The sequence below is a fragment of the Candidatus Nitrososphaera sp. 86-2 genome, from assembly GCF_056726185.1.
This window is the reverse complement of the sequence record NZ_JBWZON010000001.1, coordinates 1,423,751-1,450,486: the sequence shown is the minus strand read 5'-3', so window position 1 is coordinate 1,450,486 and position 26,736 is coordinate 1,423,751. Positions and strand designations below refer to the sequence as shown.

Genomic DNA, 26,736 nt, shown 5'->3' with positions numbered 1-26,736 from the left:
CTCTATCCGAGGAGTTTCTCGTAAACAAAGTATGTCTTGTTGTCCGCGCTCTTTGACCAATCTCGTGCAAGGTTTCGCCGGTAGCCAAGTTGCCTGTAAACCCTGTGAGCCTCTTTCATAGTCGGCTGAGTCGAAAGGACCATCTTGGAATATCCTGATGACGTGGCCCGTTGCTCGCAAGCCGTGATGAGGCTTGATGCAATGCCCTGACCCCGTGCTTCCGGGTAGACTGCCAGCAAATGAATTTCAGCTTCGTCTGCCTCTGCCACCTGGCGAGCCGGACTGGTTGGGAGGACAAAGATGACCATGCCGAAAAGTTTTCCCTCTGGCGACCTGGCCAGCATGATCTCGCCGCGTTTTTGCAGCTCTGCTGGTGCAAACATTTTCTCTGCGTTTGATTTATCAGTGTGCCCTTCTTTGACAAAAACACTGGTCAGCAATGACGTGATTTCCAAGTCTTCTTCGATTGTGCCACGATAATTCAGGATCTGGAAATTCACGGCCTTGTGATGGTTATATCGCTGTATTGCTCTTAAAAAGAATATTTTACAGCTTGGTGCCGCACTCTTCGCAGAACGCCGCGCCAGCCTCGTTCTGGTAGCCGCATGACGGGCACTTGCCTGCCGCTGCCTGCGCCGGGGCGCCGGCCGGCTTTAGGAGCACAATGTCGCCTATCTTTGAAATGCCGTCCCACTGCACTTCTTTCTCGCCCGCGCTAGAGGCTATCTTGACTGATATGGTCGCCCTGCCTCCTTGCTTTCTCAGGCCGACCTCCTCTATCTTGCCCACGAGCATCGCCTCGCCGTCGTACGCTGACATGCCCACGAGCTGGCTTATCGAGACAAAGCCAGCATCATCGCCTTGATTCGGCGAAATGACTGCGGCCGGCACCGGAGTTATCGCCCTTTCCTGCACACCGGAAGCTGTCTCTGCCTTTGGAGCCACCTGCGGCGCCTGCGCCGGCGCGTTGAACTTGCGGTACTGCGCGATTGTCGCGCTGCACGCCCTGCACTTGTATTCGCCTTTTTCTACGAGCGTCACGCCCTCTCCGAGGTCCTCGTTGGGGTTCTCGTAGCTTAGGGTGGGCGCGCCCTCAAAGTCGCGCTCGCACTTGTTGCAGAAATATTTTACAAACCTGTCAGTGTCAAGCCTGCCGATTCCGGCAAGGAACAATTCCGGCCCGCCAAGGTTGGCCATCTTTTGCTCGTCGTCGCTAACCCTTGCAATAGCGTAACCGCCAGAGCCGCGCAATTTTTTCTCGGCCATGTCTTCTGCCATCATATCTGATGACTATCACCGCGTCGGTTTGTTATTTAAATCGTGCTTGCTTGGGTTCTGTTCCATCTCCAAATGTTTTGTAGGATGTTAAGCGTCGGGTGATAGTGACTACAATAAACGTCATCCATGTGGAGTATTCATTTCATTCATGTGCTTTACACTATATCCTTTTATCAAAGAATTATGCTACCTTTTTTCATGCCAATTCCTCTCACGTGGTTAATTCCAATGGCGGCAGGAGTCGGGATTGGCATGATTGTTATGCTTTTCTGGTGGTATGTCAATGACCAACAGCAAAGAACCTACCAGCAGTCTATCCAACACCAGATCGAAGATTGTCATATACTAAAGGAAAATGATCCTAACAATCACCAAGGCTTGTGCTGGTAACTTGAAAAAGCTGCAACCCAGCTGATGGATAAACTCTAGGCTTTTCTTGTCCGCTTCACCACACGATGCTTAACAGTCCATACCCCACCCACTATTTGAACAGAACCCTTGCTTGTGTGCGTTAATATAGCAAGGCCGGCCATTTGAAGCCGTGAATTCCGTCGCGGTCCTGCTATACCGGAACCTCACCGCGTCGATAAGCAAGGTGTTCCTGATATGGCAGGTGATGTTTCCGGTGATCTATATCTTTGTCGCCGGCTACTCGTATTCCGCGCTTTTAGGCGGGCAGGGAGTTGCCATAGGGGGCGCCAACGTCCCATATCCCGCGTACCTTGCCGCCGGCATGATGGGCTTTAACATGATGAACTCTAGCACCGTGGCAGGCAGCATCATCTGGAACGACAAGAAGAACGGCATGTTCAAGCAGATTCTGGTGATGCCCTTTGCAAGGATGGAATACATCCTTGGAAACATCGTCACGATAATGCTGATGGGCCTTGCAAGCGCCGGCCTGATACTGCTCGCCGGCTCGCCAACTCTTGTCGGAAACGTGCAGCCGACCCTCGTAGGTTCGCTGTACGTGCTCTATGCGCTCATCATCGGCGCGGTGTTCTTTGGCTCGATTGCGATAATCATATCGACGCGGCTAAAGAGCAACGAGGGCTTTAACGTGATTGTAAACAGCGTGTTTCTCTTTTTCTCGTTTGTCAGCTCTGCCTTCTACCCGTCAAAAGGGGTGCCAACCGCGCTCGGTGCGGCGTTTTACGCAAACCCACTGACCTACATCGTAGACATCACACGCGCCGGCGTCTTTAATCAGATAACCTTCTTTACGAACGTCGAGGCAGGCGTGATAGCTGCTGCGGCTGCCGGCACGTTTGCGCTTGCGACGCTGTCTATTCTCAGGATGAGGGTCTAGCGCCGCCGTTTACCACAGTCAAAAAGACTTCCTCAAGCGTCGGCGGGCTGACCGATACACTCTCCATCTGGACGCCGTTTCTTGCAAGCGCTTCTATCGTCCTGACTAGCACGTCCTGCGCGTCCTTGGAGCTTATCCTTATCGTGTCGCTTGCAGGGACTTCAATCTGGCCGCCGGTTATCGGGCTTAGCATGTCCATGACCGACTGCGCAGTCGCGTCTTTCAGCTTTATTTCTACCGCCTTTATCCCGCCGTACTTTTGCTTCAGGCCCGCCGGCGTGTCTGTGGCTATCATGCTGCCTCTATTGATTATCGCAATCTCGTCGCACAGGTATTCCACTTCTTCCATGATGTGCGTCGTGAAAAACACGGTCAGGCCGCCGTACACGTGCCTCTTGACATAGTCAAGGAGCGTGCGCCTTGCAGCAGGGTCCAATCCGACCGTTGGCTCGTCCAGAAACAAAAGGTCCATGTCGTGCATGAATTCCCTTGCCACCTGCACGCGCCTTCGCTGGCCGATTGAAAGCTCGTCGTTTTTCTTGCCGCGGATCTCTGACAAATCAAACTGCTCTACAAGCTCTCGCGCCCTGTCGCGCCTCTTTTCGCCCGGCACTCCCCACATCATGCCGTACAGGTCAAGGGCCTTTTCCACAGTCACGTTTCCCTCGTAGCTTGGCTCCTGCAGGACGACACCTATTCTCTTTTTGATTTCCTTTGCGTGCTTGACCACGTCCTTGCCAAATATACTGACTTCGCCGGATGTAGGGTGCACCAACGTTGTCAATACCTTGATGGTGGTTGTCTTGCCGGCGCCGTTTGGGCCTAGGAACCCAAACACCCTGCCATAGCCGACGTCAAACGACACGCCGTCCACCGCCCGTACGGAGCCATAGTCCATGCGCAGCTGCGAGACTTTGATGCAACTGTTGTTGTCCTCGTTGTTTTCCATCGGCCTGCGTTGACAAAAAGCGGGCCGGCTAATAATATATGATTCTCTCCTTCTCTCAAGATATATTAGCAAGTTCTCCAAGAAGTCTGTTGGGCTGAGGAAAGAAAGATTTGTCGCCAAGCTTTATCGACATGGTAAACGTGCTTTTGAAACAAAAGCCCGAACTGACTGCGGAGACTATTCGCGACATGGTAGACGAGAAAAAGCGCAAGGTGGGCGCCGGCTACCTGACGGACCAAGGCGCGCTGTTCCTTGTCGCGGCCGACCTTGGCATTTCATTTGACAGCGTGCCCAAGATGCAGTCCGGGCTCAAAGACCTGTACGTCGGCGCCAAGGACGTGACAGTAACAGGCCGCATCATGAACATCTACCCTCCTTTCAAGTTCACCAAAAAAGAGACCAACGAGCAGTCTTCGACGCGCACGCTTGTAATCTATGATAAGGACGCCAGAGTGAAGGTCAAGCTGTGGGACAAGCAGGTGGGCGTGCCAGACGAGATGGGCCTGCAAGCCGGCGACCTGGTGAAGATTATCAAGGGCTACGTCCGCGCCGGCCTTGACGGCAAGCCCATCATGAACCTCGGCAGTTACAGCACAATAGAGGTCGCGCAGGGCGATTCCGACATACCGCCGCTGGACTCGCTTGCCATGGCCATAGACGACGTGAAGGAAGTGCAGGACTCTGCAGTAATCACGGGAGTTGTGAACGCAAACCCTAGGATCTCTGACTTTGTGAACCAGCGGGGCGAGGCAAGCAAGTCGTTGCAACTGCAAATATCAAACGAAGCAAACACGCGCACCCTGCGGGCGGTGATATGGAACGTCGACGAGTCGAGGGTGCCCAAAGTCTTTAGGACTGGCGCAAAGGTCAAGCTGGTGGGAGTCAGGGTAAAGCAGGGCAACCCGCAGTTTGGAAACGGCGACTTGGAGCTGCACGGCGACGAGGGGACCGTCCTTGAATTCTCTGGCTCGCAGCAGGACGTGGACGTGATGCCTCTGCGGGTAATATCCGTAGGAGAAGAGACTGGAAGGGGCAGCTTTCTCTGCCTTGCAGTCGACAGGGCTTCTCGGGCCCTTACACTTACTATTGACAACGGCGTGGCAAGCCAGAGCCAGCTATACGCCGGTGCCATGATAGAGTGCGTGCCAAGCAGGATATTTGGAAATGCAGTCACGCTTGCCAAGGAGGACTCGTACTTGCGCATCACGGACAACGACCCGTCGTTTCCGTCGCTTGAAAAATTCGAGGCCAAGATAAAGGACATTGTCGCTTCAAGCGAGCCTGCTCCCCTAGTGCTTGAGGCAATCGTTCTGCAGGCACCTTCCACTTCTGACGTGAACTTGAAATCTGGCGAGACCGTGCCTGTAACGTCTACATTGCTTGGCGACGACACAGGGCAGATCCGCTTGGTGGGCTGGCGCAACCAGAGCTCAGCCGTCAACAAGCTGGCAGTGGGCGACAGAGTCAAGCTGGTCGGCGTGACTGCCGGCGCGGGAAGGGAAGGAACGGAACTGACGCTGCGCTCGTATTCTTCGGTCATCCATCTGGGGTAAGTAGAAACTCAGAAAAAGCGCGAAATGTATTATATATTGAATCCTTGGTGCACCCTAAAAAAATCTACGCGCAGGCAGACGAGCTCAGGGCACGCATCAAAAAACATGCACGGAGAAAGGACGAGACTTTTCGCGTCGGCGTCGAGATCGAAATGTGCCTGCTTGACGGAAAAGACGGCAGGCCGACAAACGCGGCTCCAGTTATAGAGCACCTGTCGCGCCGTCACCAGATAGACTATGAGTATGGCAAGTGCCAGCTTGAATTCAAGACTGACCCTGTGTCGATGAGCGAGATCGAGGGCCTGAACCTGCAGTTTGAGGAGTTCATCGAACACTTGGAAAAGGCCGTGAAAAAGGCAGGCAGGGACGTAACGCCCGTGTTCCTTGGCGCAAACCCTTCGCCCTTTGCCCTTGCCGACGGCCTGATAACAGACAAGCCCCGCTACGCACGGCTTGCCCGCTGGCAGAAAAAACTTCCCGACATCGAGATGGATGGGCAAAAGTTCAAGGCGGTGCACGTGGCGTCTGCGATCCAGGGCTTTCACCTCCACCTGCAGGGCAAAAACCCGCATTTTACGGCGATGATGTTCAACCACATCCTGAACCTGATACCGTCCGTGATACTGCTTGGTGCAAACAGCCGGCTCTTCGCCGGCAGGGTGTTTTCGCTCCACGAGCCGCGCCTGTTCATGTATGACCAGTCGGAGCAGCAGAACTCGGGCTTCCCCGGCATACCGCGCTACCTTGCAGGAGTTGAGGACTATATCGACTACATCGTTTCAAGAAAGCCGGTCATAGCCACGGACTATTTCGAGATGGTCAAGGAACGCCATGACGACTGCCGCATTCGGCTGGACCCGAACTCGTACAGGGTCGAGACAAGGGTCATGTCGGTCCAGCCGACGCCCCGGACCATGATGGCTCTGATAGAGTTCTTTATCGGATACCTTCAGAAGGCGATACACGATGAGCGGGAGCTGCGGCCGCTCGCCTCGCTCAGAGAAGAGCGCCAGTCGGTGGTGAGGTCGGGCTTTAACGCCAAGACACACTTTGACGTCGTCCACACCGCCAAGCATCAGTTGGAGCTTGCGCGAAAGGGGCTTGCAGACCTGGGGATCAAGCCTGCGTTTCTCGACATCCTTGAGAGCAGGATCGAAAACAGGACCACCGCAGGCGAGTACGTGGCGCGCCTATGGCAGGCAAAGTTCGCCGGCTCTGTCGAAAAGACGCTTGCCGAGGTGATTGCAGACGTGTGGGAAAAGACGAGGAACAACAGGCCGATATTCTGAAAATACACGTGTTAGTCGTTCCAGAATCCGCGCGTAATCACGTACTGCTTTTCCGCCTCGTATATGCCCCTGTACATCAGGTCGTCATCGACATAGTTGCGCAGTATCCTCGCCGCTGTGTCGGCGCCGACGCCGTGGCCTGCAAGGACTATTAGCGCTTTTCTGCCAAAGTTGTTCACAAGCGACGCCACCTTCCACGCCCGCTCGAACCTGTGGTTCTCCTCCTCCGATAGTTTTCCGCCGGCAAGCCTGCGCTGGATTATCTTTGACATGTCATAGTCAGACCAGAAAGTCGCAGTCACGAGTTTTGACCTGCACTGCGGGCAGACTATTTCCTCCGGCGTCTCCTTTGTCTCCATCACGCGCTCCCATTTTCCGCACCGGATGCAGACCAGCCTGTGTTTCGTCTTTTCCAGCCTTTCCTTGACTAATTCTATTACTCCTTTCTCTATGCTCTGTGGAGCCGCGGCGGATTTTGCAGAGTGCTCCATTATCGGCTTGGCCAAATCCGAGAATTTCGTTACCTCAAGCCAGTGGATCTTTATCGTGCCCTCTTTGATCCCTGCAAGCACCTTTCTTGCCTGCTCGATGTCGTACTTGTCGTGCACGAGCTCCCTTATCGACTCGGAACTAACCGGCGTCTTGGCGTATCTGTCGTATATCATGCGCGCCGCCTTTTTGTCATAGACTGCCTCCCTTGCGATCATGCCAAACCTCTTGGCGACCATCCACACCTTCCAGTTTATCTGGTACGTGCCGGCAAGCGACGCGATTATGACCGGCTCTAGGTCATAGACGTCGTTCAATGCCGCCTCAATCCTTCCCTTTGCCATCCTTGCGCTTGACGTGAGCATTATCCGGTATGCGTCAGAGCGCGACTCGACTACATAGCCCAGCTGCGACGAAAGTATAGTCGACAGGAGCGATGCAAGGGTGTTGTTCACCTTTGACCCCTGAGCCGAGTGCATCACGAGCACGTTTCTTGAGGTGAAACTTTCCACCACGATGTTTTTTGCGTCCGGGATTATGCCAAGCTGCTTGGTATCATCTATGAGGCCGGTCGACAACTTGACAGTTCCTTTTGCCGCCCTGTTGCGGATGCTTCCGACCTCCTCTGCAGTCCTTGCGTCCACCGGTATCATCTCACCGACCCAGTACGGTATGTTTATCGCCGCGCCGTGCAAGGGCTCGACGTTGACTGTCATCCTGCCCTCGTCCACTGCAAGCACGCGCCATTGCGAGCCTTTTAGCACGAACACGTTCCCGCGCTCGCCATAGTCCCCGACAAACTGCTGGTCAAGCGTCCCTATCCTGCGCTTGCTAATCGTGTCTATTACCTCGAATTTCAGGACGTGGGGTATCATCGAGAGGTTTTCAAAGTAGTACTTGTACGCCTTGACCTTGCGCGTGTACACGCGGTTCTCCCTGTCGTACTTTATCACGTTGTGGCCTGCAAGGATGTCGAGGCAGCTCTCCAGGTCAAAGAGGCTGACGTTTCTAAACGGGTGCGCCCGTGTAACAAGCTCGTATGCGTCTTCCACCCTGACCGGATCGCGGGTCTGCATCGCAAGGCCGACGAGGTGGTGCGCCATAGCGTCGAGCGCCCCTTCGTGCATCTTTTGCTCCTCTATCGAGCCCTGCCTCATGCGGTTGATTATCGCAAGCGCCTCTATCTCGTCGTCGGCGTTGTTCGTGACAATCAGCCCCTTGGCAAACGTGCGCTGCTTGTGCCTGCTGCGCCCTATCCTCTGCATCAGTTTTGACACCTGCCTTGGCGAGCCGTAGTGGATGACGAGGTCGACAGAGCCAATGTCAAGGCCAAGTTCCAAAGAGCTCGTACAGACTACAATCCCTGCCTCGCCTGCGCGCAGCGTGTTTTCGGTCTCTTCGCGCATCTCTTTTGACAGCGAGCCGTGGTGTATGTCCACCTTGACGTCCGACTGGTTTTTCAACATCGTGCCCAGGTACTCGGCCTCGTCGCGGGTGTTCGTGAACAAAAGGACCGAGCCTTCCACCTTGCTCTCCTTGACGTACTGGACAACGAAATGAGCGACGTTATTGAGCGAGCCCTTTACATATTTCACTTCAATGTCGTAGCCCCTTGCAGAGCCGTCTATCAGCACTGCGTGTCTCCTGCCGGCGCCCGACACAAACTGCGCGGCCTCCTTCAGGTTGCCCACCGTTGCGGAAAGCCCTATCCTTGAGACCTGCCTCTGCGAGACTGCCTGCAGCCGCTCTAATGATATGGACAAGTGAGACCCGCGTTCGGAAGGTACGAGCTCGTGCACCTCGTCGACTATGACGTATTCAAGCCCGCGCAGGGCGGCAAGCATCTTGTCGCTTGTCAGGACGACTGCAAGCGACTCGGGCGTGGTTATCAGGACGTCGGGCGGGTTGTCCACTATTTTCTTTTTTGCCGCAGCCGTGGTGTCGCCATGCCGTATCTCGACCCGCAGGCCGTCAGACTCTGCATATTTCACTATCCTGCGCAGAACGTCGTTGTTGAGGGCGCGCAAGGGGGTGATGTAAATGGCCCTTATAGTACCCGGCTCGCCCTTTGCGTGCGACAGCATTGAAAACACGGGCATCACCGCCGCCTCGGTCTTGCCAGAGCCGGTGGGTGCGACTAGCAGGCAGTTTATCTTTCTAGAGATTACGGGGAGCGCCTTTTTCTGTATGGCGGTTAGCTCTGAGAAGCCTTCTCTGGAAAACTTGTCGTGGATTGCCTGGTCAAGAACTACTGCCGCTACGCTTGTCGTCGGCATCCGCAGCTGCGCGCTGCTGTTGCTTGGACTTGCCGCTTGATTTTTCATAAACCATGACTGCGAATAGACCGACTACAAATAGCCCTATGGCGACGCCGACGTAGGATTCGAAATTTGCAATCGCTTCGCCCACCATCACTACCAAATCTGACATGCGTCAATAAATACATTCGTTTTTGTGTGAAAAAAGGAAAAGAAGGCCCGTCCGGGAACCGGACAGGGCTTTTCTTTTTTTTCTATGCGAGTGCCTTTTCTGCTTGGTCGAGCTTGTCGAGTATGGTAGCGATATGGGTGTTTATCTGGTCGGCTGGCACCTTTTCGCCTATCATGTTCCTCAACTGAATCCTCATCAGCTGCTCGATGTTCGCCATGAGGTCCTTCTGGCCTGCGCTGACGAGCGGGCCCTCGACGTGCTCAAAGTTGTCCAGGTACGCCTCTACTGCAAGGCTTTCTGCTGCGGAATAGTTGCTCGCCGCATATTGTTCCTTGAGCTGGCCAAGGAGCGTCCTTATCTTGGCGATGTAGTCTGCAGAGGTAAGCTCTTTCGCTGGCGTCTGGATACCTGCGCCTTTCTGGATCTCCTGGATGGCTCCCTGCGCAATGGTGTTTATCGCCGCCGGCTCTTGTCCTGCCTTCATGCTGGCCTTCAGGTTGGCAAGGGCCTCAGCTGTCTCCTGCGCCTCTTGCGCCGGCAGCTGAGCCTGGAATGTCCTGAAAAGCACGTTTGCCCTGGCCGTAAACGCCTCGGCGTCCTGGTACTCTACCATCTGCGCGATCTTGCCGTCCTGAATGGCCTCGGAATACTCGTCCTGCATTGTGGACAGGAGCGAGTTTGCGACTGCCGCCCTGAACTTGTAGTCTTTCCATGTATCTGCAGTGACTACATCTGAAATCGCCTGGTTGAGAAGCCTTGACACCTTGGCCACCTGCACCATCGCCTGTCCTGCTGACATGTTCTTGATGTTTGCCGCCAGGTCTTTCAATGCAGACTCTAGGTTGCTGTCAAGAGCCTGGTCGTGCTCGGATATCTCTGCCTTTAGCAGCGCATAATGCTCTGCTATGGGGTGGCCTGCGTGCGCCTGCGCAAGATCATAGTTGTTGTTCTGGACGTTCTTTATCGCCTGCGACATGTGGCCCCTTATCATCTCGACGTTGCTTGCAAAGGCGACTGCTTCGGAATCTTCGACAGTGCCGCCAAGATTGAACCCCTCGGTTATCTCGTGGTTGATGCCGCCTATGACGGTCTCTATCTGCTCGGCGTCCGCTTTGGCGTCGGTAAGCGAATGCAGCTGGGTGAACAATTCCGCGGCTTCCTCCGCCTCGTGCGCCGGCATACTGGATTTAAAGTTGCCAAAGATGACCTCCGCCCTGTGCATGAAGGCGTTTGCATCCTGGTACTCTACCATCTGCGCGACGGTGCCGTTTGCCACGCCCTCCTTGTATTCCTCGACAGACGTGTTAAGCAGGGTCATTGCGACCTGCGCCCACAGAGTGGTGCTGTTGTTGTTGCTGTCGTTTCCGATCACCTTGGTGACTGCGCTGTCCAGGCTGGTGTTGATGCCTGCAACCTTGGCCTGCACGTCAGCCGCAGTCATGTTCTGTATCTGTCCATACAGCGCGTTCAGGTCTCCTTCGAGCTTGGTGTTGAGCGCCGCATCGTCTGCCTGTATGTCCGCCCTGATGAGCGTGTAGACTTCTGCCACCGGGTGGCCGGCGTGGGCCACTGCCAGCGTGTTGTTGCCTGCGTTCTTGTTCTCTACGGCCTTTTCAAGATGGCCGCGGATGTATTCTATGTTAGTAACGAAATCCACCGGCTTGTCCGTGTGGGCAAATGCCTTGGTCGTGATAGCCGGTCCTGCGACGGTGGCTATCGAACCTGCGAGCATTGCCAGAAGAGCCAGTGGCACAACCTTTCCTACCTTTGCATATGCCATGCCGGCCAAGCTTTTCTGGAGCGCTTATAAACCAAATTGCGATTTTCGCAAACGAGAACAATCTTCTAAAATAAAGTGCAGCCGAGATTGCCGTCACTGTTCAGGCTTGGCGTGCGACAAAAAATGAAAAATAATGCGGCAGGCTAGAAAGCCGTTGCCTGCTGCTTCATTGCGTTTACCAGAGCCGACATGTGGACGTCGTTCTTTTCAAACTGGAGCAGTATCTGGTCGCGGGACAGGTTGAACTCCATCGACTTTATCCTGCTCCTGTAATAGACAACCTTCTTGCCCTTGCCGTCCAGCTCTATCTTTTCGATAAAGAGTATGCCTACGTCCTGCAACTTTTTTATCTTTTTGTACGTCGAGCTGAGCGGGAGGTTGTTTTCGACGGACACCTGCGCGGCCGTCTTGGGCGTGTCTATCGTCGACATTATCAACCTGTACGAGACGCCGTCCATGAGCTCCTGCATGAGGGGCATTGCGGTGGCATGATTGTCAAACGTGAGTGCATTCATCGTCAATTAGGCAAGCCTAATTAGGCAAGCCTAAGTATTTAAACAGTCTTGGGTGGTTCTGGTAAGTTATCGGGTCATGGAAAAGGCTGTTAACTGTCGGGTCATACAAGATTCTGAATAAATTTAACAACCGCTAGCTGATACGAACCTTTGCCGCAGTTCTTCTTGCATGGCTTCTATCCACGTATCAAAGATCCGTACAAGATTCTTGTCATCTTGCCATTGTGCTTCGATGGCTACTCTTCGCCTTGCTTCTACCACAAATGTATCAGATAACCACACCTTGTTTATCTCAATCAAGTAAGGAAGTTTGTCAAAGAGCTCTCTTACGTTTTTGCGAAGCATTTCCTCCTGCTCTTGGCGGGACAAAGCAAGAAACGACTTGTCTTGCATTCTACAGGACTGTTGGTTGATCAACCTTCATTCTATTTGATCCTTTCAGTCGCTTGTCGAGCATTCTGAATTACCGTTATCCATTTATTTCCACCTTCAATCTTGATATTTGCAGCTTCGGCAGGTGTCTTGCCGTCTAATCCTTCATGTGGCCTAAAGTAGTTATGATAAATCTGATAGCCGGGAACGACAACTGTATCTTCCTTTTTCAAGCCGCGCATGACCTTCTCACGGTCGCGGATTTCCCCATTGAACCTCTCCGTCTTGTTATTTTTCATGTCGCCTTTTAGGCGAATGTGCTTATGTTTAGGCGATTTTACTTGATAGAACAGAGTCTTAAATAGAGAGCAAACCCTCATTCAGAGTGTAAATGATAAAGCAAAAGAACATCTACGCTTGCACGAATTGCGGAGTCATTTTCACCCTGAGCGCAGTAACTCAAAAAACAAACATCTGCCCCGTATGCAAGTCCCCCCGCATGGACAAGATAGAGGGGTTCGATTACAACTAATCGTTTTTTCATCCATCAGTTCCATTCTGCCAGAGCAATGATCCGTTATATGCAATGAATGCGGATATTTTGCGACATGGCTTTCAAGTGCGGCAAGTGTGGCATGGAATTTGACGACAAGGAACGCCTAGAACGCCACAAGCAGGTGCACGGAAGAAAACCAAAGGTGCGCTATGCCGGCGAAATCAACTTTGATCAGGTAGGAGTCTAACCTTCGATTTCCTGCCGTCGGACTATCAAAAGGGCAACACCAAAAGACCCTGAAAGCAAGCCTGCTATGAGCAGGTTGGGATAGTGTATTGCAAATGCTGGCGAGAGATGTGTCGTGCTGCTGCAGCCCCTCCCGCACCTTGGCTTGAACATTTCGCCGCTGTTTCCAGTCAGGAACTGCGAATAGGCGCCCACGCTGACGCTCAGCAAGAGGCCGGCGACAGTCACCGCGCCCACGCCTAGCATGATAAATGGTTTCATTCTATTCCTCCCTGCCGGTCGGCACCAGTCAAGATAACACAAAACGCGGATAAAAAATCTACTAAAGGAAGAAGAAGATGATGTGATGCACCGTGACAGCAGCCCTCCAAGGCGAGGCGCAGACTCTGGGAACAGAGGAGCCGCGTGCAGGCCCGGAGGAATCACGGTGCAAAAAATCCTGCTTTGGCATTCAATATAATCCAACTGTCAGCTTTTTGTCGGGCAGGAAAAGCCGCCCTTGCCATTCATCATCTGCGAAAACTCGTCGCCTGACATATCTTTGCTCTGCGACACCGGCACGAGGCCAAGCAGCCGAGATTCTGACGTCATCTTTACCTTCATGCTGCTAGAGTCATCTGTAGTCTTGCCGTTCAGGCTGTCTGCAAACGACTGGAACACTGCGGCAAGGGCCGCCCTGCCATTGACCTGTAGCGCGCCGTCCACGGTGGAGGCCGCGTTTGCCGGGACAGAGTTGTTTTCAAACTTTATCGTGGCCAAGTCGCTATCCTTGTAAGACGCCACGAACTGCAGCCTATCAAAACTGGCCGGGAAAGGCGTCGGGTTGCACACGTCCATCGCAACATCCGTGGACGACTTTGAAAAATCGTACCCCTGTGCCCCGCGCGATCTGTACTGGAGCCTTGCATTGGCGTAGCTGCTTGCGGCAAGCAGAGAAACAAAGATTATCGCCACCGCGGCTATGCCTGCCGCCACCACGTACGTCCTCCTCATAGCGGATTCAGAAAGCGCATCATAGTTAAGACTTCAGTAAACTCTTTCTGTACGCGTCTCTATCTGTACTCGCCGCCGCAGTCGCCGATGAGCTCAAACAGGTCGCGCGACCTGGCAGTGACCGCCTCTATCTTTTGCTTGTCTTCGTTGTCCAGCTTTAACTCAAAGACGCGGGCGTTGTCCTGCCTGTGCTCTGCTATCCCGAGCCGGGCACCTATTATGACTCCTGCGACTGCCGGCCTGTCAAGGATATAGCGCGCGGCCACGTTTGCGATGCTCACGTTATGTTTGCCTGATATTTCTTTTAGCGTCGCAAGCAGTTCTTGGAACAGCTTCCAGCCTCCCCAAGCGTCTATCATCTTTTTGTACTTGCGCAAGCTCAGTGTGTCAAGCTGCGCGTTTGCCGGCTCGCCTTTGCCAAGGTATTTCTCTGACAAGAGTCCTCCGCACACCGTCCCGTACGCGAAAATCACCGAGCCGTTCTTGCTGCAAAATTCTTGCATCTTTATCTTTGGCCGCTGGTCGATTATGGAGTACTGCACTTGGTTCGATGCTATTTTTATCCCCGCGTCGGCCATGTCCTGCATGTGGTCAGTGTCAAAGTTGGTAAGGCCGACGTTGCGCACCTTGCCTGCGTCCCGGAGCTCCGACAGGTGCACCAGCGCGTCGAGCCACGCGGGGTTGTTATAGTCCCACCAGTGAAACTGCACGAGATCTATTGATTCGACGCCCATCCTGCGGCGCGAGCGCTCTATTGCTTGTTCTACTACCGACTTTGTCATGCGCGCCGGCTCGGGCACGAACTTGGTGAACGCCTGCATCTTTGCCAGCTCGTTTTCGCCCCTTCCTTCTGCAAGCCTATTCCTGAAATCTCTAATGAAATCCTCTGCCGGCCCGTAAATGTCTGCAAGGTCCCAGCTGGTAAAGCCGGAATCGTGGTACGCCATCATTTCAGAAATTGCCTTTTCGTGTTCTATCCTGCCGTGGCCTCCTGCAACCTGCCACATGCCGTTCAGTATCCTGCACACCCTTAGATCGCCAAGAGCCGCGGTTTCCACACTTTGTTATCACCCTGCGCGCAATTTATGTATATTATCGGCGATTGATTCTCGACAATAGAAGAATTTTATGTGCTGCGAACCTCTTTAATATGATGAGTGAGAGAATCCTTGCGACCGATAACGAGCGCCATAAACAAGCGGCTTGACAGGAAGGGCAAGTATCGCAACCCCGAGTACGATGACAGCGAGATCGAGGGCATGATGCGCTACTTTCAGGTGTCAAACTACTATGACCTGGTACGCCTGCTCAAGAACATGTGCAGGGACTAGCTTTTGAACAGCCTGACAAGCCTTGCCATATAGTTTACGAGCACGAAAAACACTGCCCATGCTGCCACGGACGCTACCATCGCAGAGATATACGCGTCATTGTTTGATTGCAGGAGCTGGAACTGCACCCCTACCTTGGTGAACGAAAACACCACTTCTGACACCGAAAACGTCGCAAGCAATTTTTTGACGTCTTGCCTCATCCTTTTGCCGTCACGTCTTCCAGTTTCAGGGTCGACGTACTTGCCCCTGTTGTCCCAGTAGTATAGACCTGCAAACGCCGGTATGTACACAGCGTACTCGGATGCGAGCGTGACAGCCGCATTGGCAAGGCTGTTGTTAGAGTCGTAGCCAGAGTACAGCTGGGCCACAAGCGCGCCCGTGAAAAACGCGCCCAAGCCAGCGATGATGATGTTTCGGTTAAAGTTGATTGCTTCTCTGTACCGCTTGAAAAAGCCCTGCCTTTCGCTCAATTCAGCGCGGGCTCTTTTCCCTTGAAATGCTTGTACACTGGCTCGATTATCTTGTTGACGTACGTGGCAGTCGCGTTTTTCAGGTCCATGGGGTGGATTTTTTTTGCTACAAAGTCGGCCTCTACTTCTTTGTACGAGCCGTACGTGGTGTTGCCGCCATATTTTGCCGGCCTTTCTATCGTAAACTCGGAAAACTCGTGGAACGCGATATAGCGCACAAGCTCCAGCACGGGGTTTCCCTCTGCCACGCCCACGGGGCAGAACGCCTTGGCTATCTTGTCCCTTATCGCCTTTTCGTCGTCGTGAATCAAAATCCCGCTTGCCGGCTTGCTCTTGCTCATCTTGCTCGACACCACGGCGTCCTCGGCCGCGTTCTCGTCGAGGCCCAGTTTCACCGGCTCTGCAAGGCCGGGGAGCAGGTGGTGGTGCACGCACACTGGCGGCTTCCAGCCCATTTTGGGAAATATCTCGCGCACAAGCATGTGGATCTTGCGCTGGTCCATGCCCGAGTGCACGATGTCAAGGTCTAGCGCCTTGATATCGACGGACTGCATTGGCGGGTACAGGAGCTGACCGAGGTCCATGTTGTCCGTTTCCTTCCTGCCCATTATCGTGAGTGATCGCATCGTCCTTGCAAGCGTCATGTGCTTTGAAAAGCGCACGAAATTCTCCCAGTAGCCCGGCGTCCTTGCATACAGGTCGCTGCCAGTGACTACGTTGACGCCGGGGCAAAAGAACCTGAACGCGTCGGCGTAATACTCTGACACCTTTCGTATCTTTTCCCAGTCGCCTCCCAGCTTGTCGTTTATGTACGTGTGCCAGTCGGCAAGAAAGACCGTGCAGTCTATCCCCGCCTTGATAAAGTCGTTTATCTTGAAACCCGTGAGTATCAGGCTTCCAAGGTGCAGTATGCCGGATATTTCCAGGCCGATATAGTGCCTTGGCCGGCTCTTTGTCTCAAGGAGCGCCCTTAGCTCGCCTTCGGTGATTACCTCCTCCGTCGGCTCTTTCATGACGAGCGCGACGCGCTCTTGAACGTCCATCTCTCGTAAAAGCGGGCCGTCGCAGTTCTATAAACCTTGTACCCCGATAACAGGAGAATGATCCTCTAGCCACTCTTTGTGTTGTCTGTAGTCAGAGTCCGCGGATTCCACCAGCTGCCAGAACCTCTTTGAATGGTTCATCTCTGCGATGTGGCACAGCTCGTGCACGATGACATAGTCGACAACTTCTGCCGGCGCCGCGGAAAGGAGCAGGTTAAAGTTCAGGTTCTTTTTCCTTGAACAGCTGGCCCAGCGCGATTTCTGGCGCTTTATGGAAAACTTGTTGTATGCAAGGCCGAGCCTTGCGCTCAGGGCCGGCAGGCACTCTGCAATGACCTTGGCCGTCTGCTCCCTGTACCACTGCTCTATCTCGCGTTTGTACCTGCGCATGTCAGTCACGTGGAACGTGGCCGTACCCAGCGCGTCCGAGACTACTGCAGAGGCGATCCTGTCCTTGACTAGGCGCACACGGTATCTCTTGCCGAGATAATAGAGGACATCGGATTCGGTGTGGCCCGTTTTTTCGCGCAGCCTGCTGTAATAGCTTGCAGTCTTGATTATCCAGTTCCTCTTGGACTGCACAAACTCTTGCAGTCTGCCCTCGTCATAGCCTGCCGCCGGCACGACCGCTTCGACCCCGCGGATGCCAGCGACAAGGCGCAGGCGCCTTGCCCTGCTGCTCGTCCTGACGCTGATGCACAGGACGCTGCCGTCGTCGAGTGGAAGCGAAAGCAAGACGGCGGAAATCCGGCCTGCCAGCTTTAAAGGTTTATGCGCGATTATATTGCACCTTTTTCCAGCAACAGTTGATGCCCGTAGGTGCCAAGATAAGACAGGGTGACCTTGAGAAGGTCCTGTCGTCACTTGACCTCGACGAGGGAGTGAGGATCGAGTCTGCCGGGAAAAAGATGTTTGTCAACAAGAGCGCGTCGGGCGTTTTCGTGGTGCAGGTTGGAAACGAATTTTATTATCTTGATTCTACATCGCAGGTTGCAAAACTTGTGGACAGGGTTTTTGGGAAAAAATATGAAGCGTACGCCTACTGACGCTTGAAACGAACGATCTTTAGCATTGCTATAGGGATTGCGACGGCCGCAATGGTTGCAGGACCAAATTCCGGTATGGCAGTGGTCCCGATTATGTCGATGTTATGCACTTTGTCCCCGTCATACTGGAATGAAACCGTGGTGGCGTCTCTGCCAGTCGCGTTTGAAAACGCGGTTTCAAACTCTATTGGCTGGCCTTCAGCAAGGACCGTGTACGGGCCGCCGAGGAATTCATGCGGAAGCGAGATTTGGAAAAAGCCCTCTTCTTTGTTTGCCGGACCGGTCATCTCTATGTGCAACTTCTTTTCATCTTGCTTAAAGGAAAAGTTGCATGTGTCTGCGTTTGCGACGGTCTCAAGATTGAATCCCTTGCCTCCGTCCACGGCCGCATAAAACGAATTGCCCTTTGTAGGTGTCTGTCCTGCATATGTCAGAAATACTCCTGCAATGTCGATCCGCTCGCCTCCTTTTTGGAATGGGATCTCTAGTGTGGCGTCGCAATTGATATGCGTCGTGTTGCCAAATTCCTCTATTCCATCAACAAAGATTACCGGCTCGGACTTGTCGAAAGAAATGCTATTCAGGAAGCTTCCTGGCAAATTGATAATCAGTTTGCCGTCAGAGTAGGCTTGAATTATCACGGTTATTGTCGAGTACGTTGAATTTGCCTGAATGGATTTGATGCTGCCACCTGTGATATTGTACGTAATTATGTACGGTTTGTTGCCTACATGAACCATATACTTATGTAGGCCGCCAGAAGAGGAACTCTGCGCGTACGCCGGCATTGCTGCAAAGATGAGCAATATTGCCGTGCCTGCAAGCAGCAGTTTCAACTGTACTGCGTTGTAGCAGACCTAGTTTCTAAATATTGTGGAACTTGCTAGATGACGCCGGCCGCGCGTAGTTTCTGCGGCAGGTACACTTCTGCAAGGTACTTGAAGCCGTGCTTGAAGAACGCGTCCAGCTCGCATTTTTCCTTGCGCTTCAAAAATAGGTCGAGCTCTTTCTGCCACTGCTTGTCCTGGAACCACGGCTTTTTCTTCATGTCGTTTGCTCTGTTCATGTCCTCGTCGGACGCGGCGAGCCTTGCTACCTCCGGTATGTTGTATTCGTAAATGTCAGAGAACATCATGCCGAGCACCTTGGCGTTTGGAGTCACCAGCCTGTCGCTGTCGTAGCTCAAAGATTCGCTTCCGATCTTGTAGCGTAGCGCGATGCCGAGGCCCCACGGGTCGGCGTCTGCGAAAACTACGACCGGCTTTTTCCATTCCTCGTTGAGCGTCTTGACCATCATCCTAGTCGCGCGGTCCGGCTCGCCCGAACCTGTAAGCAGTATCGCATTGTATTTCTGGATAAAGCCGGACTTGCGTATGTTGTTGAGCACCGTGTCTTTCTCGACTACCATCACAAAGTCGGCCTTGACCTTCACTATCTCCAAGTCGCGGATGTTGGTCGGGATTAGTTGAGAAGTAGCCCTGCTTCCTAGGTTGCAGTCGATGATGTCGCCTCCGACGCGCAGCGTGATGGGCCCGGAGATCATGCCCTTTGGCTTTGAAGTGACAGAGAACTCTTCACGCGGGGTGCCAGTCAAAAGTTCAAGCGCCTTTATCGCATCGTCGGACTCGTCCTGGCCCTTCCAGAACTTTTGCTTGTTCTTTTCGTCGCCGACCGTGCTCAGAGTCGCATAGTACATGCCCCTGATGGTGCTCTCCATCTCTTCGTCCAACAGCTTTCTGATTGCATTTGCCATGACTAGGTACTGTGCAAACGTCGGGATCTTTTTCGTGCTGTCGGGGCTTATCTTGACTGTCTTTTCACCTATTGTCAACATCCTCTTTTCGTCGGACCAGACAGTGTTGTCATAGCCGACCTTTGGCACGTCGAGCACCGGCATCGTCTTTTCAACCATGAGGTCGGTGCTGACGTCCTTCATTATCAGGCCGATCTTTTTCATGACTTCTTGGTGGCGCTTGTCTTTTGTGGGCATCTACTTACTTTTCCTCCTGTCGCCTTTTTTCGCCAGCACCGCGTCAAGCGTCGTCTGCTCTGTTCCTTCCTTTTTCTTGGGCTGCTTGCTGCGCTCGCCCTTTCTCCTCGCCGCGTTTATCGCTATCTGGCCCTTTGAGCGCTTTACCACCTCTCCATCAATCTCTGCCTCAACTGTTTCCTCGGCCTCCTCCTCGATGCGCTCGCCGGTTATCTCGTCCTCCTTTTCCTGCACCGGCGTCGACGTTATCTCGCCAGAGACGTGCTTTTCAGCAAGCTGCGTAAACGCCTGTTCCAGCTTTTCCGAGTCTATCTTTATCGATTCGGAAATGGCGCTCACGATGAGCGGTATGTAGAACTTGTAGAGCGAAAGCCTGCTTTGCGCCTCCTTCATGCGCAGCTCCTTGCGTATCTGGGCGCTGACCTTGCGATACAGATCTGATAAACACGCCTTCATGTAGCGTTTCAGTTCGCCTTCTGAGGCGATGCTCTCCTTGCCGGCGGTCTTGTATGGGATTTTGGTCGAGCAGATGTGGAAGAATATGTGCAAGGGCAAAAGCTCGACTGCCCTGTCCGACTTGGCGTCCGGGTTGGCAAACTGCTCCTTGACCTCCTTTTTGGAGATGCCCATCTTGTTTATCTCTACTTCAGACACAACCTCCCTTGCGACGTCCGAGCCCTCGTCGTACAAGAGCGGTATCTTGTTTGCAAACCTGTACAGCTTGAACGAGCCGATGTCGCCTCCGTACGCGATCCCGCATTCAACTATTGTCGGACGGTTGTTGATGACGCATGTCCTTGAAGAATACGCGGTAAGCGACGGCTTTAGCACCTTGACTGAAAGCTGCGGCTGCGACCCCTGCTGCGCGGCCTCGTCCTTGTTGGTGATTATCGTGTATTCCTGCGTCATGCCTGCGGTGAGTATCTCCTCGCCAATCGGGCTCAGGTGGTCGGTGTTTGGCATGTGGAATTTCGTCTGCTTGCAGATGTTGACTACCTTGATGAGCTCGTGCTCGTCGTACTTGTCCGCCGGCTTGTTGTCAAGTCCTGCCTCGGAGATTATCTGACGCGCTTTCTCGCTTGACAGTTTCTGAAACGAGTCGGAAAGGACTCCCTGCAGAGTCGTCTTTTGGTTCATGAAATTCATGATGGCCTTTTTCAAAGTTTTTAGGTCCATGTCGGTCGGGTGCGGCAGCACTTCCTTTGCCGGCTCGGGCATCCTGTCCGTCCTGCGGTCAAACGCTACCTTGCCGTCGTCCGTCTCAAACTCGATGTGGGCGTACGGGTTGACGACGGACGTCTGGCTGATGTAATCATAAATCCTGCTCTTTGTAATGGGGGAAAGCTTTGCCCTGAGCATCGCTTCCACGCGAAAGCCCGAATCTTTGCTCATTGCCGCGTCTTCCTTTACCTGCTTTTTTGCAAGCACAATCGGCCTGTTGGTGCTGATGTCTGTGCGCAGCTCGAAATAGTATTCTTCGCCTTCTTCTAGCGACTTGCTCCATACCTTTAACGGGTGGTCCGTGTCCTTTGTGGAAAAGGCCGCAATCATCTTTAACCCGACGCCAAAGAGCCCGCGCTGCTGCTTTTCCACATACTTGCCGGAGGTCAGAAACGAACAGACGGCGACAGGCACCTTGTCCGACGGGATGCCGATGCCGTTGTCCTGGCAGGTTATGGTCCACATCTCGTTTGCCGGGTCTATCATCTTTAACGACAGCGAAATCCTCGGCAGGATGTGGCTGCTCTCGCAAGAGTCAAGCGAGTTTTCTATGAGCTCGCGCACTGCCATGTAGAGGATGCGCTCGCCAGTAAACCCTGCAAGCGCCGAGTTGTCCACAAAGAACTCTGACTCGGCCTTTTTGTCGTATTTTACTCTGCCCCTATGTACGGCCCGTGTCTGGGATGCCGGGACGTCTGCAGGCTTGCTGGCAGCAGAAGCAACCTCGGCGGTAGCCTTTTGCGTCAAACGTTGAGATGTGGCTCCGTAACTCAATTTAACTTTTTACGGAATTTTTATTGACTTGGAGATAAATGTTAGTCAAACTGGGAACCGTACGGTGTGCCGTGGCTCTTTAGCTCCTGCACCTTGAATCCTGCGCATTCTACCAACAGCCTCTTTCTGCCCTTTTGTATGACGATATAATCAGAACCCGAGCCCACCACCGTCCCGTCCACAAGGTCTTTCAGCTGCAGCACGTGTTGTAGAGCGTTGATGCAAGTTATTATCTTAATGGCAGGCTTTTTTAACGCCGGGTGGGCAATGGCCGGCAGTGTTGCTGCCACCACCACTACCCCACGCCCTGCTGTTGCAAGTAATGGCCAACGGCATTTTCATCACGCTTGTCGGGTCGGCTGCAGCCTGTCTTACCACCATCAGTTTCCTGCCGCAAATAGTCAAGGGCTACCAAACCAAAAAGATGCAAGATGTCTCGCCGTACCTGATGGCGCTATATGCATCCGGCACTACGCTCTGGCTTGCGTACGGGATATTCAAGGACGATTGGGTGATAATAATCGCAAACGCCCTTGGCACCGCGTTCAATCTGCTGCTTCTCTACATGAAGCACGTCTACCGGTGCCCGCCGCCACCGCCATCATCATAGTCGTCGTTGGCCGCCTGAGCGAGGTGGTACGGGTTCTGCCTTTCTGCCTGCGCTATCAGCGCGACCGTGTTTCTCACCAGCTGGTACGTGCTGTCGTGGCAGGGGCACGCGCACATCCTAGTGACCTGGGAACCGTTGAGCTCTTCCTTAAAGTGTCCCTGGCACTTGCCGTGGTTGTTTTCAACGCAGTCGGCTGACTTGGCCATCCTGTAACAATCGTATGCGCAAATGCATTTAAAAATCCTGCCGTGCCAGCAGGGTTATGGCCAAGAAAAAGCAGCAACAGCAGGAGCCAAAGCTGGAAGGAAACGCCACCGTGTCTTTTAGTGGCAAGTCCATTTCAATAACTGGCGACAAGGAGCCAGTGTTGACGGTGACAAACGAGTACGGCAACTCTGCAGTCTACCGCATAGAGGCGCACTCGTTTGACGGCCTGTGGTCGCAGCTCTGGCAGTTCGTCAAGGACAGCCAGCACTAGCCCCGTGCATGTGTGTGTATCTGTATCAATAAATATATTCAGGCAGGCAAAAGAACCCCCGGTCGCTGGTAGTATATAGCTGTGCTTGTGGACACCTTCAAGGCGAGCCTGGATCCGTCGCTGTTCAAGCTGTACCGCAGGTACCTCTACTCGCGCTACAAGGCCACGGACGAGCTGGCGCAAGGCGAGGTCGTCCATGAAATAGCAAAAGAGCGGCTGGCAAAACTTGCGAGCAAGTTTGCCCAGAACGAGTCATATTTTGATCCCGGCGAGCAGCTTGCCATCTCTGTCGACGGGCTTTCTCTCAAAAGCCCGGTCGGAGTCGCCGCCGGCTTTGACAAGAACTGCGACATGCTGCTTCCAATGTCGTACGTCTTTGGCTACATGAACCCCGGCAGCGTGTTGTTAAAGCCTAGGGCCGGGAACCCGCAAAAGCCAAGGTCGGAAGGGACCGTACGCATGGCAGTGGATGACGGGAGGGAGGCGATAATAAACGCCCAGGGGTATCCACACAAGGGACTTGAGCACACCGTCAAAAACCTGCAAAGATTCTCGCAAGGAGAGCATGGCAGGGCACGGATACTGCTGAACTTTTCCGGCATCACCGACTCGTACACGGAAGACGCGGTGCTTGATGCGTGCAAGGAGATAATGACGCACACCTCACCCTACGTCGACCTTGGCTTTGAGGAAAACAGGACGTCGCCAAACACCGACTTTAACAAGGTGCTGCAAAGCCCAGACTTTACGAAAAAGATGATTGACCTGATGAACGCGCACGTGCCTGCAGGCAGGTTAAAGGCGTCCAAGATTGCACCTTACAGCGAACTGCCGCCAAAGGGCGACGAAAAAGAGGCGCGCATAAAGTCGATAAAGGTGTTTTACGAAAACGGCGGGCACGCGGTAGTCATCGGGAACACCCGGCCTGTAGACACCAGCAGCTTGCTTGGAACAAAGTTTTCCCGGCCTGTTGCCGGGGAAAGTGGAAGACCCTTGTTTCCCTACATGCTCAAGATGGTGGAAGACGTGCACAAGGCATTTCCAGACCTGGCAATAATAGCGTGTGGCGGCATATGGAACGGCGATGACGCCTGGCAGGCGTACCAAAAGGGGGCGACGCTTGTGCAACTGTATACTGCATTGACGTTCCAGGGCTTTGGCATCGTCCGGGAAATCCACGACACGCTAAAGAAAAGGCTGGCCGGCGAGACCCTGCAGGGCTTTGTCGAGAAGCGGGACAGCAAACTATAGGTGCCCTAACAACACTGTACACCCTCACAGATTGTTGGAAAACTTTTAATTTATCTTCCATTAATTTGATATAAAAAGGGATTTAGGGCATTGTCAAAGCACCCAAAGATTGTACTTACTGCTGACCGTACTCTGATGTCGCCTTACAGGGGCATCTCGCTTGCGTCATTTTTCGGCTGCGCTCCGGCACTCGACATGAACAGGAGCCACGACTCGATCTGGTACCACATACTTGGCAACCAGGTTACGCCAAGGATACTGTTTGACTTTATCTGCAACCCAATAGAGCACACCAACGGCTACGCCAACTACGCGCCGTACGGCCTTAGAAAGGTAGAAGCCGCCCTCTTGAGGGACGGCTATGCACGCGAGGACGTTGTGGTGGCGCACCCGGACCACGTGGAGCAGTTCATCGGCCCAGAGACGCAGGTAGTCGGCACCTACGAGATGGACCCGCTCGGCATGGGCCCAGTTACCATGACTTTTACCTATGGCCGCAAGCAGCAATCGTATGACGAGTTTTATAACGCGGACTTGCACCACCGCATCAGCGCCGCCAAAAAGAGGACGGGAAGCAAGGCCAAGGTCGTCGCAGGCGCCTCTGGCACCTGGCAGTATAACTACGACCCTGCCAAGATAGAGGAGTACGACCTCTACGGCATCGTCGAAGGCGAGCTTGGAGGCATCGGCCCAGAGATTGACGGCGCGGCCGGTCCGTTCTTTGACGCTCTAGTCGGAGGAGAGTTTGACATGGCGAATCCCTTCAAAAAGAGCCAGTTCAAGGTAGAGATCAAAGAGTTCGTAAGGAGCGACAGGACTTATCACGGCAGGTTCATCCACTACTGGAACGAGCCTTCCATCGATGAAATCCCAAACATCGTCAACCCCAGTATGCACGGCATGATAGAGGTGATGCGCGGCTGCGGCAGGGGATGCAAGTTCTGCGACGTGACTCTTAGGCCATTACGATACTACCCAGTCGAGAAGGTGCAGAAGGAGATAGAGGTGAACATGAAGTACGGCGGGCTAAAGAATGCATGGATACACTCTGACGATATTTTCGTCTATGGCCTCAATCCGAGGACGACCAAGAACATGCAGCCAAACAGGGAAGCGATTGAGGAACTGTTCACGGGTATCATGGCCACGGGCGTCGAGCACACCAACCCGACGCACGGCACACTTGCCGGCGCAATCGCAGACGAGCGTCTACTCGCAAACGTGTCAAAGATAATCAAGTCAGGCCCGGACAACCACATCGGCATCCAGTGTGGCTTTGAAACCGGAAGCGTCAGGCTCATCGGCAAGTACGCCGACCGCAAGCTGGCCCCGTACAAGCCAGAGGAATGGCACTGGGTGGTGAAAACAGGCGTCAAGGCGCTCAACGAGCACTATTGGGTTCCTGCGTTCACACTCATCATGGGTCTTGACAACGACGAGACTCCAGACGACAGCTGGGAAACTATAAGGCTAATCCACGAGCTTGAAACCGAGCAACCGGACTCGAAATTCACGGTGACTCCGCTCACGTTCGTGCCAATCGGCCTCTTGGAAAAGTCGGACTTTTATGACATTGGAAACACCATGGACCCGGCAAAGCTGGGCGTCATGTACAAGACGTGGCAGCACAACTTCAAGCACGGCATCCAGAAGTTCATGGGCAAGGTGGGCCGCGACAACCCGGTAAAGAACATGTTCTTTACTGCCCTTGCGTCAAGCCTCGGCGGCGTGCCTCTCACCGCGATGGAAAAGTACGCACGCAGAAAGGGTCCCGAGCATGAGCGTGTGATTGAAAAGATAAAGGCCAGCTATTGGTAAGAAAACTGCAAGCTGCATTTATACGGCGCCGGCCCGAAATCCGGCGCATGGCCGACTTTTTCGAGATAGACAGGCTGATTGACGAGCTGGCCCGGCTCTACGCGACTGCGTGCGCGACCGCGTGGTTCAAGATAGAAAAGAAAAAGCCTGCGCAGGAGGAATACCGGGCAAAGGTGGCCGAGTTTATGCGCCATTTCGAGTACACCCTTTCTACCTTCCAAAAGACACCCGAAGCGGAAAGCTTTCGGGCCAACGCAAAAAAGGCGCTTGAAGCCGAGATTGAAAAAGTGCTTGCGGGCCAGAACAGAGAAGTGGAAAAGCGCTACAAGTACTTTGTAGACTATGGCTAGCTAATTTCTTTTTCCATCTGTGCAAGGAACGCCTCCATAAAGCGCGTGCGTTCGTGCGCCATCCTTTTTGCAGTGTCTGTATGCATCGTCTTTTCAAGCTTTAGCAGCTTTGCCTTGAAGTGGTCCATCGTCCACCGCGTGTCCTCTGGTTCTCTGCCCGTCCTGCAGAACGGGTCTTGCGGGTTGTAGAAGCTGCGCATCTCCGACCCTCCGACCGAAAAGGTCCGGGCGATGCCTATTGCACCGAGCGCGTCCAGCCTGTCTGCGTCCTGTAGTATCTTGGCCTCTAGCGTCTCTGGGTCGACGTTCTTGGAGTAGCTGTGCGTCTTTATGCAGTACGACACCCTTTCTATCCTTTCCCTTGGCCAGCTGCGTGCAGCAAGCATCTTTTCCGCAAGCTCGGCGCTTTCGTCTGCGGACTTGGTCCTTTTCTCGCTGCCTTTCGGGTAGACTATGATGTCGTGCAAGAGCGCGGCGGCAAGCAGGATTTTCATGTCGGCGCCCTCTTCTTTGCCGATCCGCTCTGCAATATTGTAAACGCGAATGACGTGAGCATAGTCGTGGCCGGGGTCTCTGCCGGCGAACATGTTTTCTACTTCTTTCTTTAGGTCGTCAAGCAAGAGGTGAAACTGTGAATTCGCGGGTATTAAGC

General features: G+C 53.6%; 32 protein-coding genes. 11 read left to right on the top strand and 21 right to left on the bottom strand.

Annotated features, from left to right (window positions below):
* Window positions 1–2: 2 nt before the first annotated feature.
* Both ACYOR7_RS08845 and ACYOR7_RS08840 read right to left on the bottom strand, forming a co-directional pair.
* Window positions 3–500, bottom strand: a complete 498-nt coding sequence (locus tag ACYOR7_RS08845) for a GNAT family N-acetyltransferase (protein WP_294804255.1) — start codon at window positions 498–500, stop codon at window positions 3–5.
* A 46-nt stretch (window positions 501–546) separates the two neighbouring features.
* The gene (locus tag ACYOR7_RS08840) at window positions 547–1,281 is read right to left on the bottom strand and encodes a zinc-ribbon domain-containing protein (RefSeq protein ID WP_294804254.1); all 735 of its coding nucleotides are present in this window, start codon (window positions 1,279–1,281) and stop codon (window positions 547–549) included.
* A gap of 538 nt (window positions 1,282–1,819) precedes the next feature.
* Here ACYOR7_RS08840 and ACYOR7_RS08835 point away from each other — a divergent pair.
* On the top strand, window positions 1,820–2,587 hold the full coding sequence (locus tag ACYOR7_RS08835) for an ABC transporter permease (protein WP_294804252.1): 768 nt from the start codon (window positions 1,820–1,822) through the stop codon (window positions 2,585–2,587).
* Here the strand turns inward: ACYOR7_RS08835 and ACYOR7_RS08830 are convergent.
* Window positions 2,571–3,536, bottom strand: coding sequence for an ABC transporter ATP-binding protein (locus tag ACYOR7_RS08830; RefSeq protein WP_294804250.1), 966 nt, complete (start codon window positions 3,534–3,536; stop codon window positions 2,571–2,573). The two genes, ACYOR7_RS08835 and ACYOR7_RS08830, sit on opposite strands and share 17 nt — an antisense overlap.
* Before the next feature lie 110 nt (window positions 3,537–3,646).
* Between ACYOR7_RS08830 and ACYOR7_RS08825 the strand changes: the two genes are divergently transcribed.
* Together ACYOR7_RS08825 and ACYOR7_RS08820 are read left to right on the top strand one after the other, a co-directional pair.
* Entirely contained in the window at window positions 3,647–5,089 is a 1,443-nt protein-coding gene (locus ACYOR7_RS08825; RefSeq protein ID WP_479913653.1) for a hypothetical protein, read from the top strand.
* A 47-nt stretch (window positions 5,090–5,136) separates the two neighbouring features.
* Window positions 5,137–6,378 carry a carboxylate-amine ligase gene (locus ACYOR7_RS08820; protein WP_294804340.1) on the top strand — a complete coding sequence of 414 codons (1,242 nt, stop codon included), beginning with the start codon at window positions 5,137–5,139 and terminating at the stop codon, window positions 6,376–6,378.
* Window positions 6,379–6,389: 11 nt separating this feature from the next.
* Here ACYOR7_RS08820 and ACYOR7_RS08815 read toward each other — a convergent pair whose 3' ends face one another.
* From ACYOR7_RS08815 to ACYOR7_RS08790, 6 genes are all read right to left on the bottom strand, one after another.
* Window positions 6,390–9,143, bottom strand: a complete 2,754-nt coding sequence (locus tag ACYOR7_RS08815; protein ID WP_479913652.1) for a DEAD/DEAH box helicase — start codon at window positions 9,141–9,143, stop codon at window positions 6,390–6,392.
* Entirely contained in the window at window positions 9,109–9,297 is a 189-nt protein-coding gene (locus ACYOR7_RS08810) for a hypothetical protein (protein WP_479913651.1), read from the bottom strand. Before ACYOR7_RS08810 ends, ACYOR7_RS08815 begins: the two co-directional genes overlap by 35 nt.
* An 82-nt stretch (window positions 9,298–9,379) precedes the next feature.
* Entirely contained in the window at window positions 9,380–11,077 is a 1,698-nt protein-coding gene (locus tag ACYOR7_RS08805) for a hypothetical protein (RefSeq protein ID WP_294807737.1), read from the bottom strand.
* Between the two features lie 143 nt (window positions 11,078–11,220).
* Complete coding sequence (locus ACYOR7_RS08800) at window positions 11,221–11,598, bottom strand: hypothetical protein (RefSeq protein WP_294807733.1); 378 nt, start codon at window positions 11,596–11,598, stop codon at window positions 11,221–11,223.
* Between the two features lie 117 nt (window positions 11,599–11,715).
* A complete protein-coding gene (locus tag ACYOR7_RS08795) occupies window positions 11,716–11,985 on the bottom strand; it encodes a hypothetical protein (protein WP_294807730.1) in 270 nt (89 codons plus the stop codon).
* Window positions 11,986–12,017: 32 nt separating this feature from the next.
* Window positions 12,018–12,344, bottom strand: coding sequence for an integrase core domain-containing protein (locus tag ACYOR7_RS08790; RefSeq protein WP_294807728.1), 327 nt, complete (start codon window positions 12,342–12,344; stop codon window positions 12,018–12,020).
* 228 nt (window positions 12,345–12,572) lie between these two features.
* Here ACYOR7_RS08790 and ACYOR7_RS08785 point away from each other — a divergent pair, with 228 nt between their 5' ends.
* Complete coding sequence (locus tag ACYOR7_RS08785) at window positions 12,573–12,707, top strand: C2H2-type zinc finger protein (RefSeq protein WP_294807726.1); 135 nt, start codon at window positions 12,573–12,575, stop codon at window positions 12,705–12,707.
* On the opposite strand, the gene ACYOR7_RS08780 is transcribed toward ACYOR7_RS08785, so the two are convergent.
* From ACYOR7_RS08780 to ACYOR7_RS08770, 3 genes are all read right to left on the bottom strand, one after another.
* Window positions 12,704–12,967 (bottom strand): hypothetical protein, encoded by a 264-nt coding sequence (locus ACYOR7_RS08780; protein ID WP_294807724.1) that lies wholly within the window; start codon window positions 12,965–12,967, stop codon window positions 12,704–12,706. The two genes, ACYOR7_RS08785 and ACYOR7_RS08780, sit on opposite strands and share 4 nt — an antisense overlap.
* 207 nt (window positions 12,968–13,174) lie before the next feature.
* Window positions 13,175–13,699: a hypothetical protein gene (locus tag ACYOR7_RS08775; protein ID WP_479913650.1), complete on the bottom strand. Its 525-nt coding sequence runs from the start codon at window positions 13,697–13,699 to the stop codon at window positions 13,175–13,177.
* Window positions 13,700–13,758: 59 nt separating this feature from the next.
* Window positions 13,759–14,757 (bottom strand): aldo/keto reductase, encoded by a 999-nt coding sequence (locus tag ACYOR7_RS08770; RefSeq protein ID WP_294807718.1) that lies wholly within the window; start codon window positions 14,755–14,757, stop codon window positions 13,759–13,761.
* A gap of 111 nt (window positions 14,758–14,868) precedes the next feature.
* Between ACYOR7_RS08770 and ACYOR7_RS08765 the strand changes: the two genes are divergently transcribed.
* Window positions 14,869–15,030 carry a hypothetical protein gene (locus tag ACYOR7_RS08765; protein WP_294807667.1) on the top strand — a complete coding sequence of 54 codons (162 nt, stop codon included), beginning with the start codon at window positions 14,869–14,871 and terminating at the stop codon, window positions 15,028–15,030.
* Here ACYOR7_RS08765 and ACYOR7_RS08760 read toward each other — a convergent pair.
* The 3 genes from ACYOR7_RS08760 to ACYOR7_RS08750 are packed head-to-tail and all read right to left on the bottom strand — an operon-like array spanning window position 15,027 to window position 17,281.
* On the bottom strand, window positions 15,027–15,503 hold the full coding sequence (locus ACYOR7_RS08760) for a hypothetical protein (RefSeq protein ID WP_294807665.1): 477 nt from the start codon (window positions 15,501–15,503) through the stop codon (window positions 15,027–15,029). The two genes, ACYOR7_RS08765 and ACYOR7_RS08760, sit on opposite strands and share 4 nt — an antisense overlap.
* A complete protein-coding gene (locus tag ACYOR7_RS08755; RefSeq protein WP_479913649.1) occupies window positions 15,500–16,546 on the bottom strand; it encodes a tyrosine--tRNA ligase in 1,047 nt (348 codons plus the stop codon). The genes ACYOR7_RS08760 and ACYOR7_RS08755 overlap by 4 nt, the downstream gene beginning before the upstream one ends.
* A gap of 27 nt (window positions 16,547–16,573) precedes the next feature.
* Window positions 16,574–17,281, bottom strand: coding sequence for a M48 family metallopeptidase (locus tag ACYOR7_RS08750; protein WP_479913648.1), 708 nt, complete (start codon window positions 17,279–17,281; stop codon window positions 16,574–16,576).
* 74 nt (window positions 17,282–17,355) lie between these two features.
* Between ACYOR7_RS08750 and ACYOR7_RS08745 the strand changes: the two genes are divergently transcribed.
* Window positions 17,356–17,592, top strand: coding sequence for a hypothetical protein (locus tag ACYOR7_RS08745; protein ID WP_294807658.1), 237 nt, complete (start codon window positions 17,356–17,358; stop codon window positions 17,590–17,592).
* Here the strand turns inward: ACYOR7_RS08745 and ACYOR7_RS08740 are convergent.
* The 4 genes from ACYOR7_RS08740 to ACYOR7_RS08725 form a co-directional block, all read right to left on the bottom strand.
* On the bottom strand, window positions 17,586–18,428 hold the full coding sequence (locus tag ACYOR7_RS08740; RefSeq protein ID WP_479913647.1) for a hypothetical protein: 843 nt from the start codon (window positions 18,426–18,428) through the stop codon (window positions 17,586–17,588). The genes ACYOR7_RS08745 and ACYOR7_RS08740 overlap by 7 nt on opposite strands.
* Before the next feature lie 47 nt (window positions 18,429–18,475).
* Window positions 18,476–19,582, bottom strand: coding sequence for a DNA topoisomerase IV subunit A (locus ACYOR7_RS08735; RefSeq protein ID WP_294807652.1), 1,107 nt, complete (start codon window positions 19,580–19,582; stop codon window positions 18,476–18,478).
* Window positions 19,583–21,550: a DNA topoisomerase VI subunit B gene (locus tag ACYOR7_RS08730; RefSeq protein ID WP_294807649.1), complete on the bottom strand. Its 1,968-nt coding sequence runs from the start codon at window positions 21,548–21,550 to the stop codon at window positions 19,583–19,585.
* 68 nt (window positions 21,551–21,618) lie between these two features.
* Window positions 21,619–21,873, bottom strand: a complete 255-nt coding sequence (locus tag ACYOR7_RS08725; protein ID WP_479913646.1) for a hypothetical protein — start codon at window positions 21,871–21,873, stop codon at window positions 21,619–21,621.
* Between the two features lie 26 nt (window positions 21,874–21,899).
* On the opposite strand from ACYOR7_RS08725, the gene ACYOR7_RS08720 reads away from it, so the two are divergent.
* Window positions 21,900–22,187 carry a SemiSWEET family sugar transporter gene (locus ACYOR7_RS08720; protein WP_479913645.1) on the top strand — a complete coding sequence of 96 codons (288 nt, stop codon included), beginning with the start codon at window positions 21,900–21,902 and terminating at the stop codon, window positions 22,185–22,187.
* On the opposite strand, the gene ACYOR7_RS08715 is transcribed toward ACYOR7_RS08720, so the two are convergent.
* A complete protein-coding gene (locus ACYOR7_RS08715; protein ID WP_294807640.1) occupies window positions 22,154–22,393 on the bottom strand; it encodes a hypothetical protein in 240 nt (79 codons plus the stop codon). The two genes, ACYOR7_RS08720 and ACYOR7_RS08715, sit on opposite strands and share 34 nt — an antisense overlap.
* A gap of 56 nt (window positions 22,394–22,449) precedes the next feature.
* Here ACYOR7_RS08715 and ACYOR7_RS08710 point away from each other — a divergent pair, with 56 nt between their 5' ends.
* The 4 genes from ACYOR7_RS08710 to ACYOR7_RS08695 all read left to right on the top strand — a co-directional run bounded on the left by ACYOR7_RS08710 (window position 22,450) and on the right by ACYOR7_RS08695 (window position 26,084).
* Window positions 22,450–22,665: a hypothetical protein gene (locus ACYOR7_RS08710; protein ID WP_479913644.1), complete on the top strand. Its 216-nt coding sequence runs from the start codon at window positions 22,450–22,452 to the stop codon at window positions 22,663–22,665.
* A gap of 81 nt (window positions 22,666–22,746) precedes the next feature.
* Entirely contained in the window at window positions 22,747–23,916 is a 1,170-nt protein-coding gene (locus tag ACYOR7_RS08705) for a beta/alpha barrel domain-containing protein (RefSeq protein ID WP_479913643.1), read from the top strand.
* Between the two features lie 135 nt (window positions 23,917–24,051).
* Entirely contained in the window at window positions 24,052–25,734 is a 1,683-nt protein-coding gene (locus tag ACYOR7_RS08700) for a B12-binding domain-containing radical SAM protein (protein WP_294808084.1), read from the top strand.
* A gap of 47 nt (window positions 25,735–25,781) precedes the next feature.
* A complete protein-coding gene (locus ACYOR7_RS08695; RefSeq protein ID WP_479913642.1) occupies window positions 25,782–26,084 on the top strand; it encodes a hypothetical protein in 303 nt (100 codons plus the stop codon).
* On the opposite strand, the gene ACYOR7_RS08690 is transcribed toward ACYOR7_RS08695, so the two are convergent.
* Window positions 26,081–26,704 (bottom strand): HD domain-containing protein, encoded by a 624-nt coding sequence (locus ACYOR7_RS08690; RefSeq protein ID WP_479913641.1) that lies wholly within the window; start codon window positions 26,702–26,704, stop codon window positions 26,081–26,083. The two genes, ACYOR7_RS08695 and ACYOR7_RS08690, sit on opposite strands and share 4 nt — an antisense overlap.
* Between the last annotated feature and the right edge of the window lie 32 nt (window positions 26,705–26,736).

Excerpts from the sequence above, each read along its gene's own strand:
- ACYOR7_RS08755 (WP_479913649.1), bottom strand. The coding sequence starts at position 16,546 with ATGGACGTTCAAGAGCGCGTCGCGCTCGTCATGAAAGAGCCGACGGAG.
- ACYOR7_RS08805 (WP_294807737.1), bottom strand. The coding sequence starts at position 11,077 with ATGGCATATGCAAAGGTAGGAAAGGTTGTGCCACTGGCTCTTCTGGCA.
- ACYOR7_RS08785 (WP_294807726.1), top strand. The coding sequence starts at position 12,573 with ATGGCTTTCAAGTGCGGCAAGTGTGGCATGGAATTTGACGACAAGGAA.
- ACYOR7_RS08780 (WP_294807724.1), bottom strand. The coding sequence starts at position 12,967 with ATGAAACCATTTATCATGCTAGGCGTGGGCGCGGTGACTGTCGCCGGC.
- ACYOR7_RS08695 (WP_479913642.1), top strand. The coding sequence starts at position 25,782 with ATGGCCGACTTTTTCGAGATAGACAGGCTGATTGACGAGCTGGCCCGG.
- ACYOR7_RS08840 (WP_294804254.1), bottom strand. The coding sequence starts at position 1,281 with ATGATGGCAGAAGACATGGCCGAGAAAAAATTGCGCGGCTCTGGCGGT.
- ACYOR7_RS08790 (WP_294807728.1), bottom strand. The coding sequence starts at position 12,344 with ATGAGGGTTTGCTCTCTATTTAAGACTCTGTTCTATCAAGTAAAATCG.
- ACYOR7_RS08720 (WP_479913645.1), top strand. The coding sequence starts at position 21,900 with ATGGCCAACGGCATTTTCATCACGCTTGTCGGGTCGGCTGCAGCCTGT.
- ACYOR7_RS08700 (WP_294808084.1), top strand. The coding sequence starts at position 24,052 with ATGTCGCCTTACAGGGGCATCTCGCTTGCGTCATTTTTCGGCTGCGCT.
- ACYOR7_RS08775 (WP_479913650.1), bottom strand. The coding sequence starts at position 13,699 with ATGAGGAGGACGTACGTGGTGGCGGCAGGCATAGCCGCGGTGGCGATA.
- ACYOR7_RS08795 (WP_294807730.1), bottom strand. The coding sequence starts at position 11,985 with ATGCAAGACAAGTCGTTTCTTGCTTTGTCCCGCCAAGAGCAGGAGGAA.
- ACYOR7_RS08810 (WP_479913651.1), bottom strand. The coding sequence starts at position 9,297 with ATGTCAGATTTGGTAGTGATGGTGGGCGAAGCGATTGCAAATTTCGAA.
- ACYOR7_RS08745 (WP_294807658.1), top strand. The coding sequence starts at position 17,356 with ATGCCCGTAGGTGCCAAGATAAGACAGGGTGACCTTGAGAAGGTCCTG.
- ACYOR7_RS08715 (WP_294807640.1), bottom strand. The coding sequence starts at position 22,393 with ATGGCCAAGTCAGCCGACTGCGTTGAAAACAACCACGGCAAGTGCCAG.
- ACYOR7_RS08710 (WP_479913644.1), top strand. The coding sequence starts at position 22,450 with ATGGCCAAGAAAAAGCAGCAACAGCAGGAGCCAAAGCTGGAAGGAAAC.
- ACYOR7_RS08815 (WP_479913652.1), bottom strand. The coding sequence starts at position 9,143 with ATGCCGACGACAAGCGTAGCGGCAGTAGTTCTTGACCAGGCAATCCAC.
- ACYOR7_RS08735 (WP_294807652.1), bottom strand. The coding sequence starts at position 19,582 with ATGCCCACAAAAGACAAGCGCCACCAAGAAGTCATGAAAAAGATCGGC.
- ACYOR7_RS08830 (WP_294804250.1), bottom strand. The coding sequence starts at position 3,536 with ATGGAAAACAACGAGGACAACAACAGTTGCATCAAAGTCTCGCAGCTG.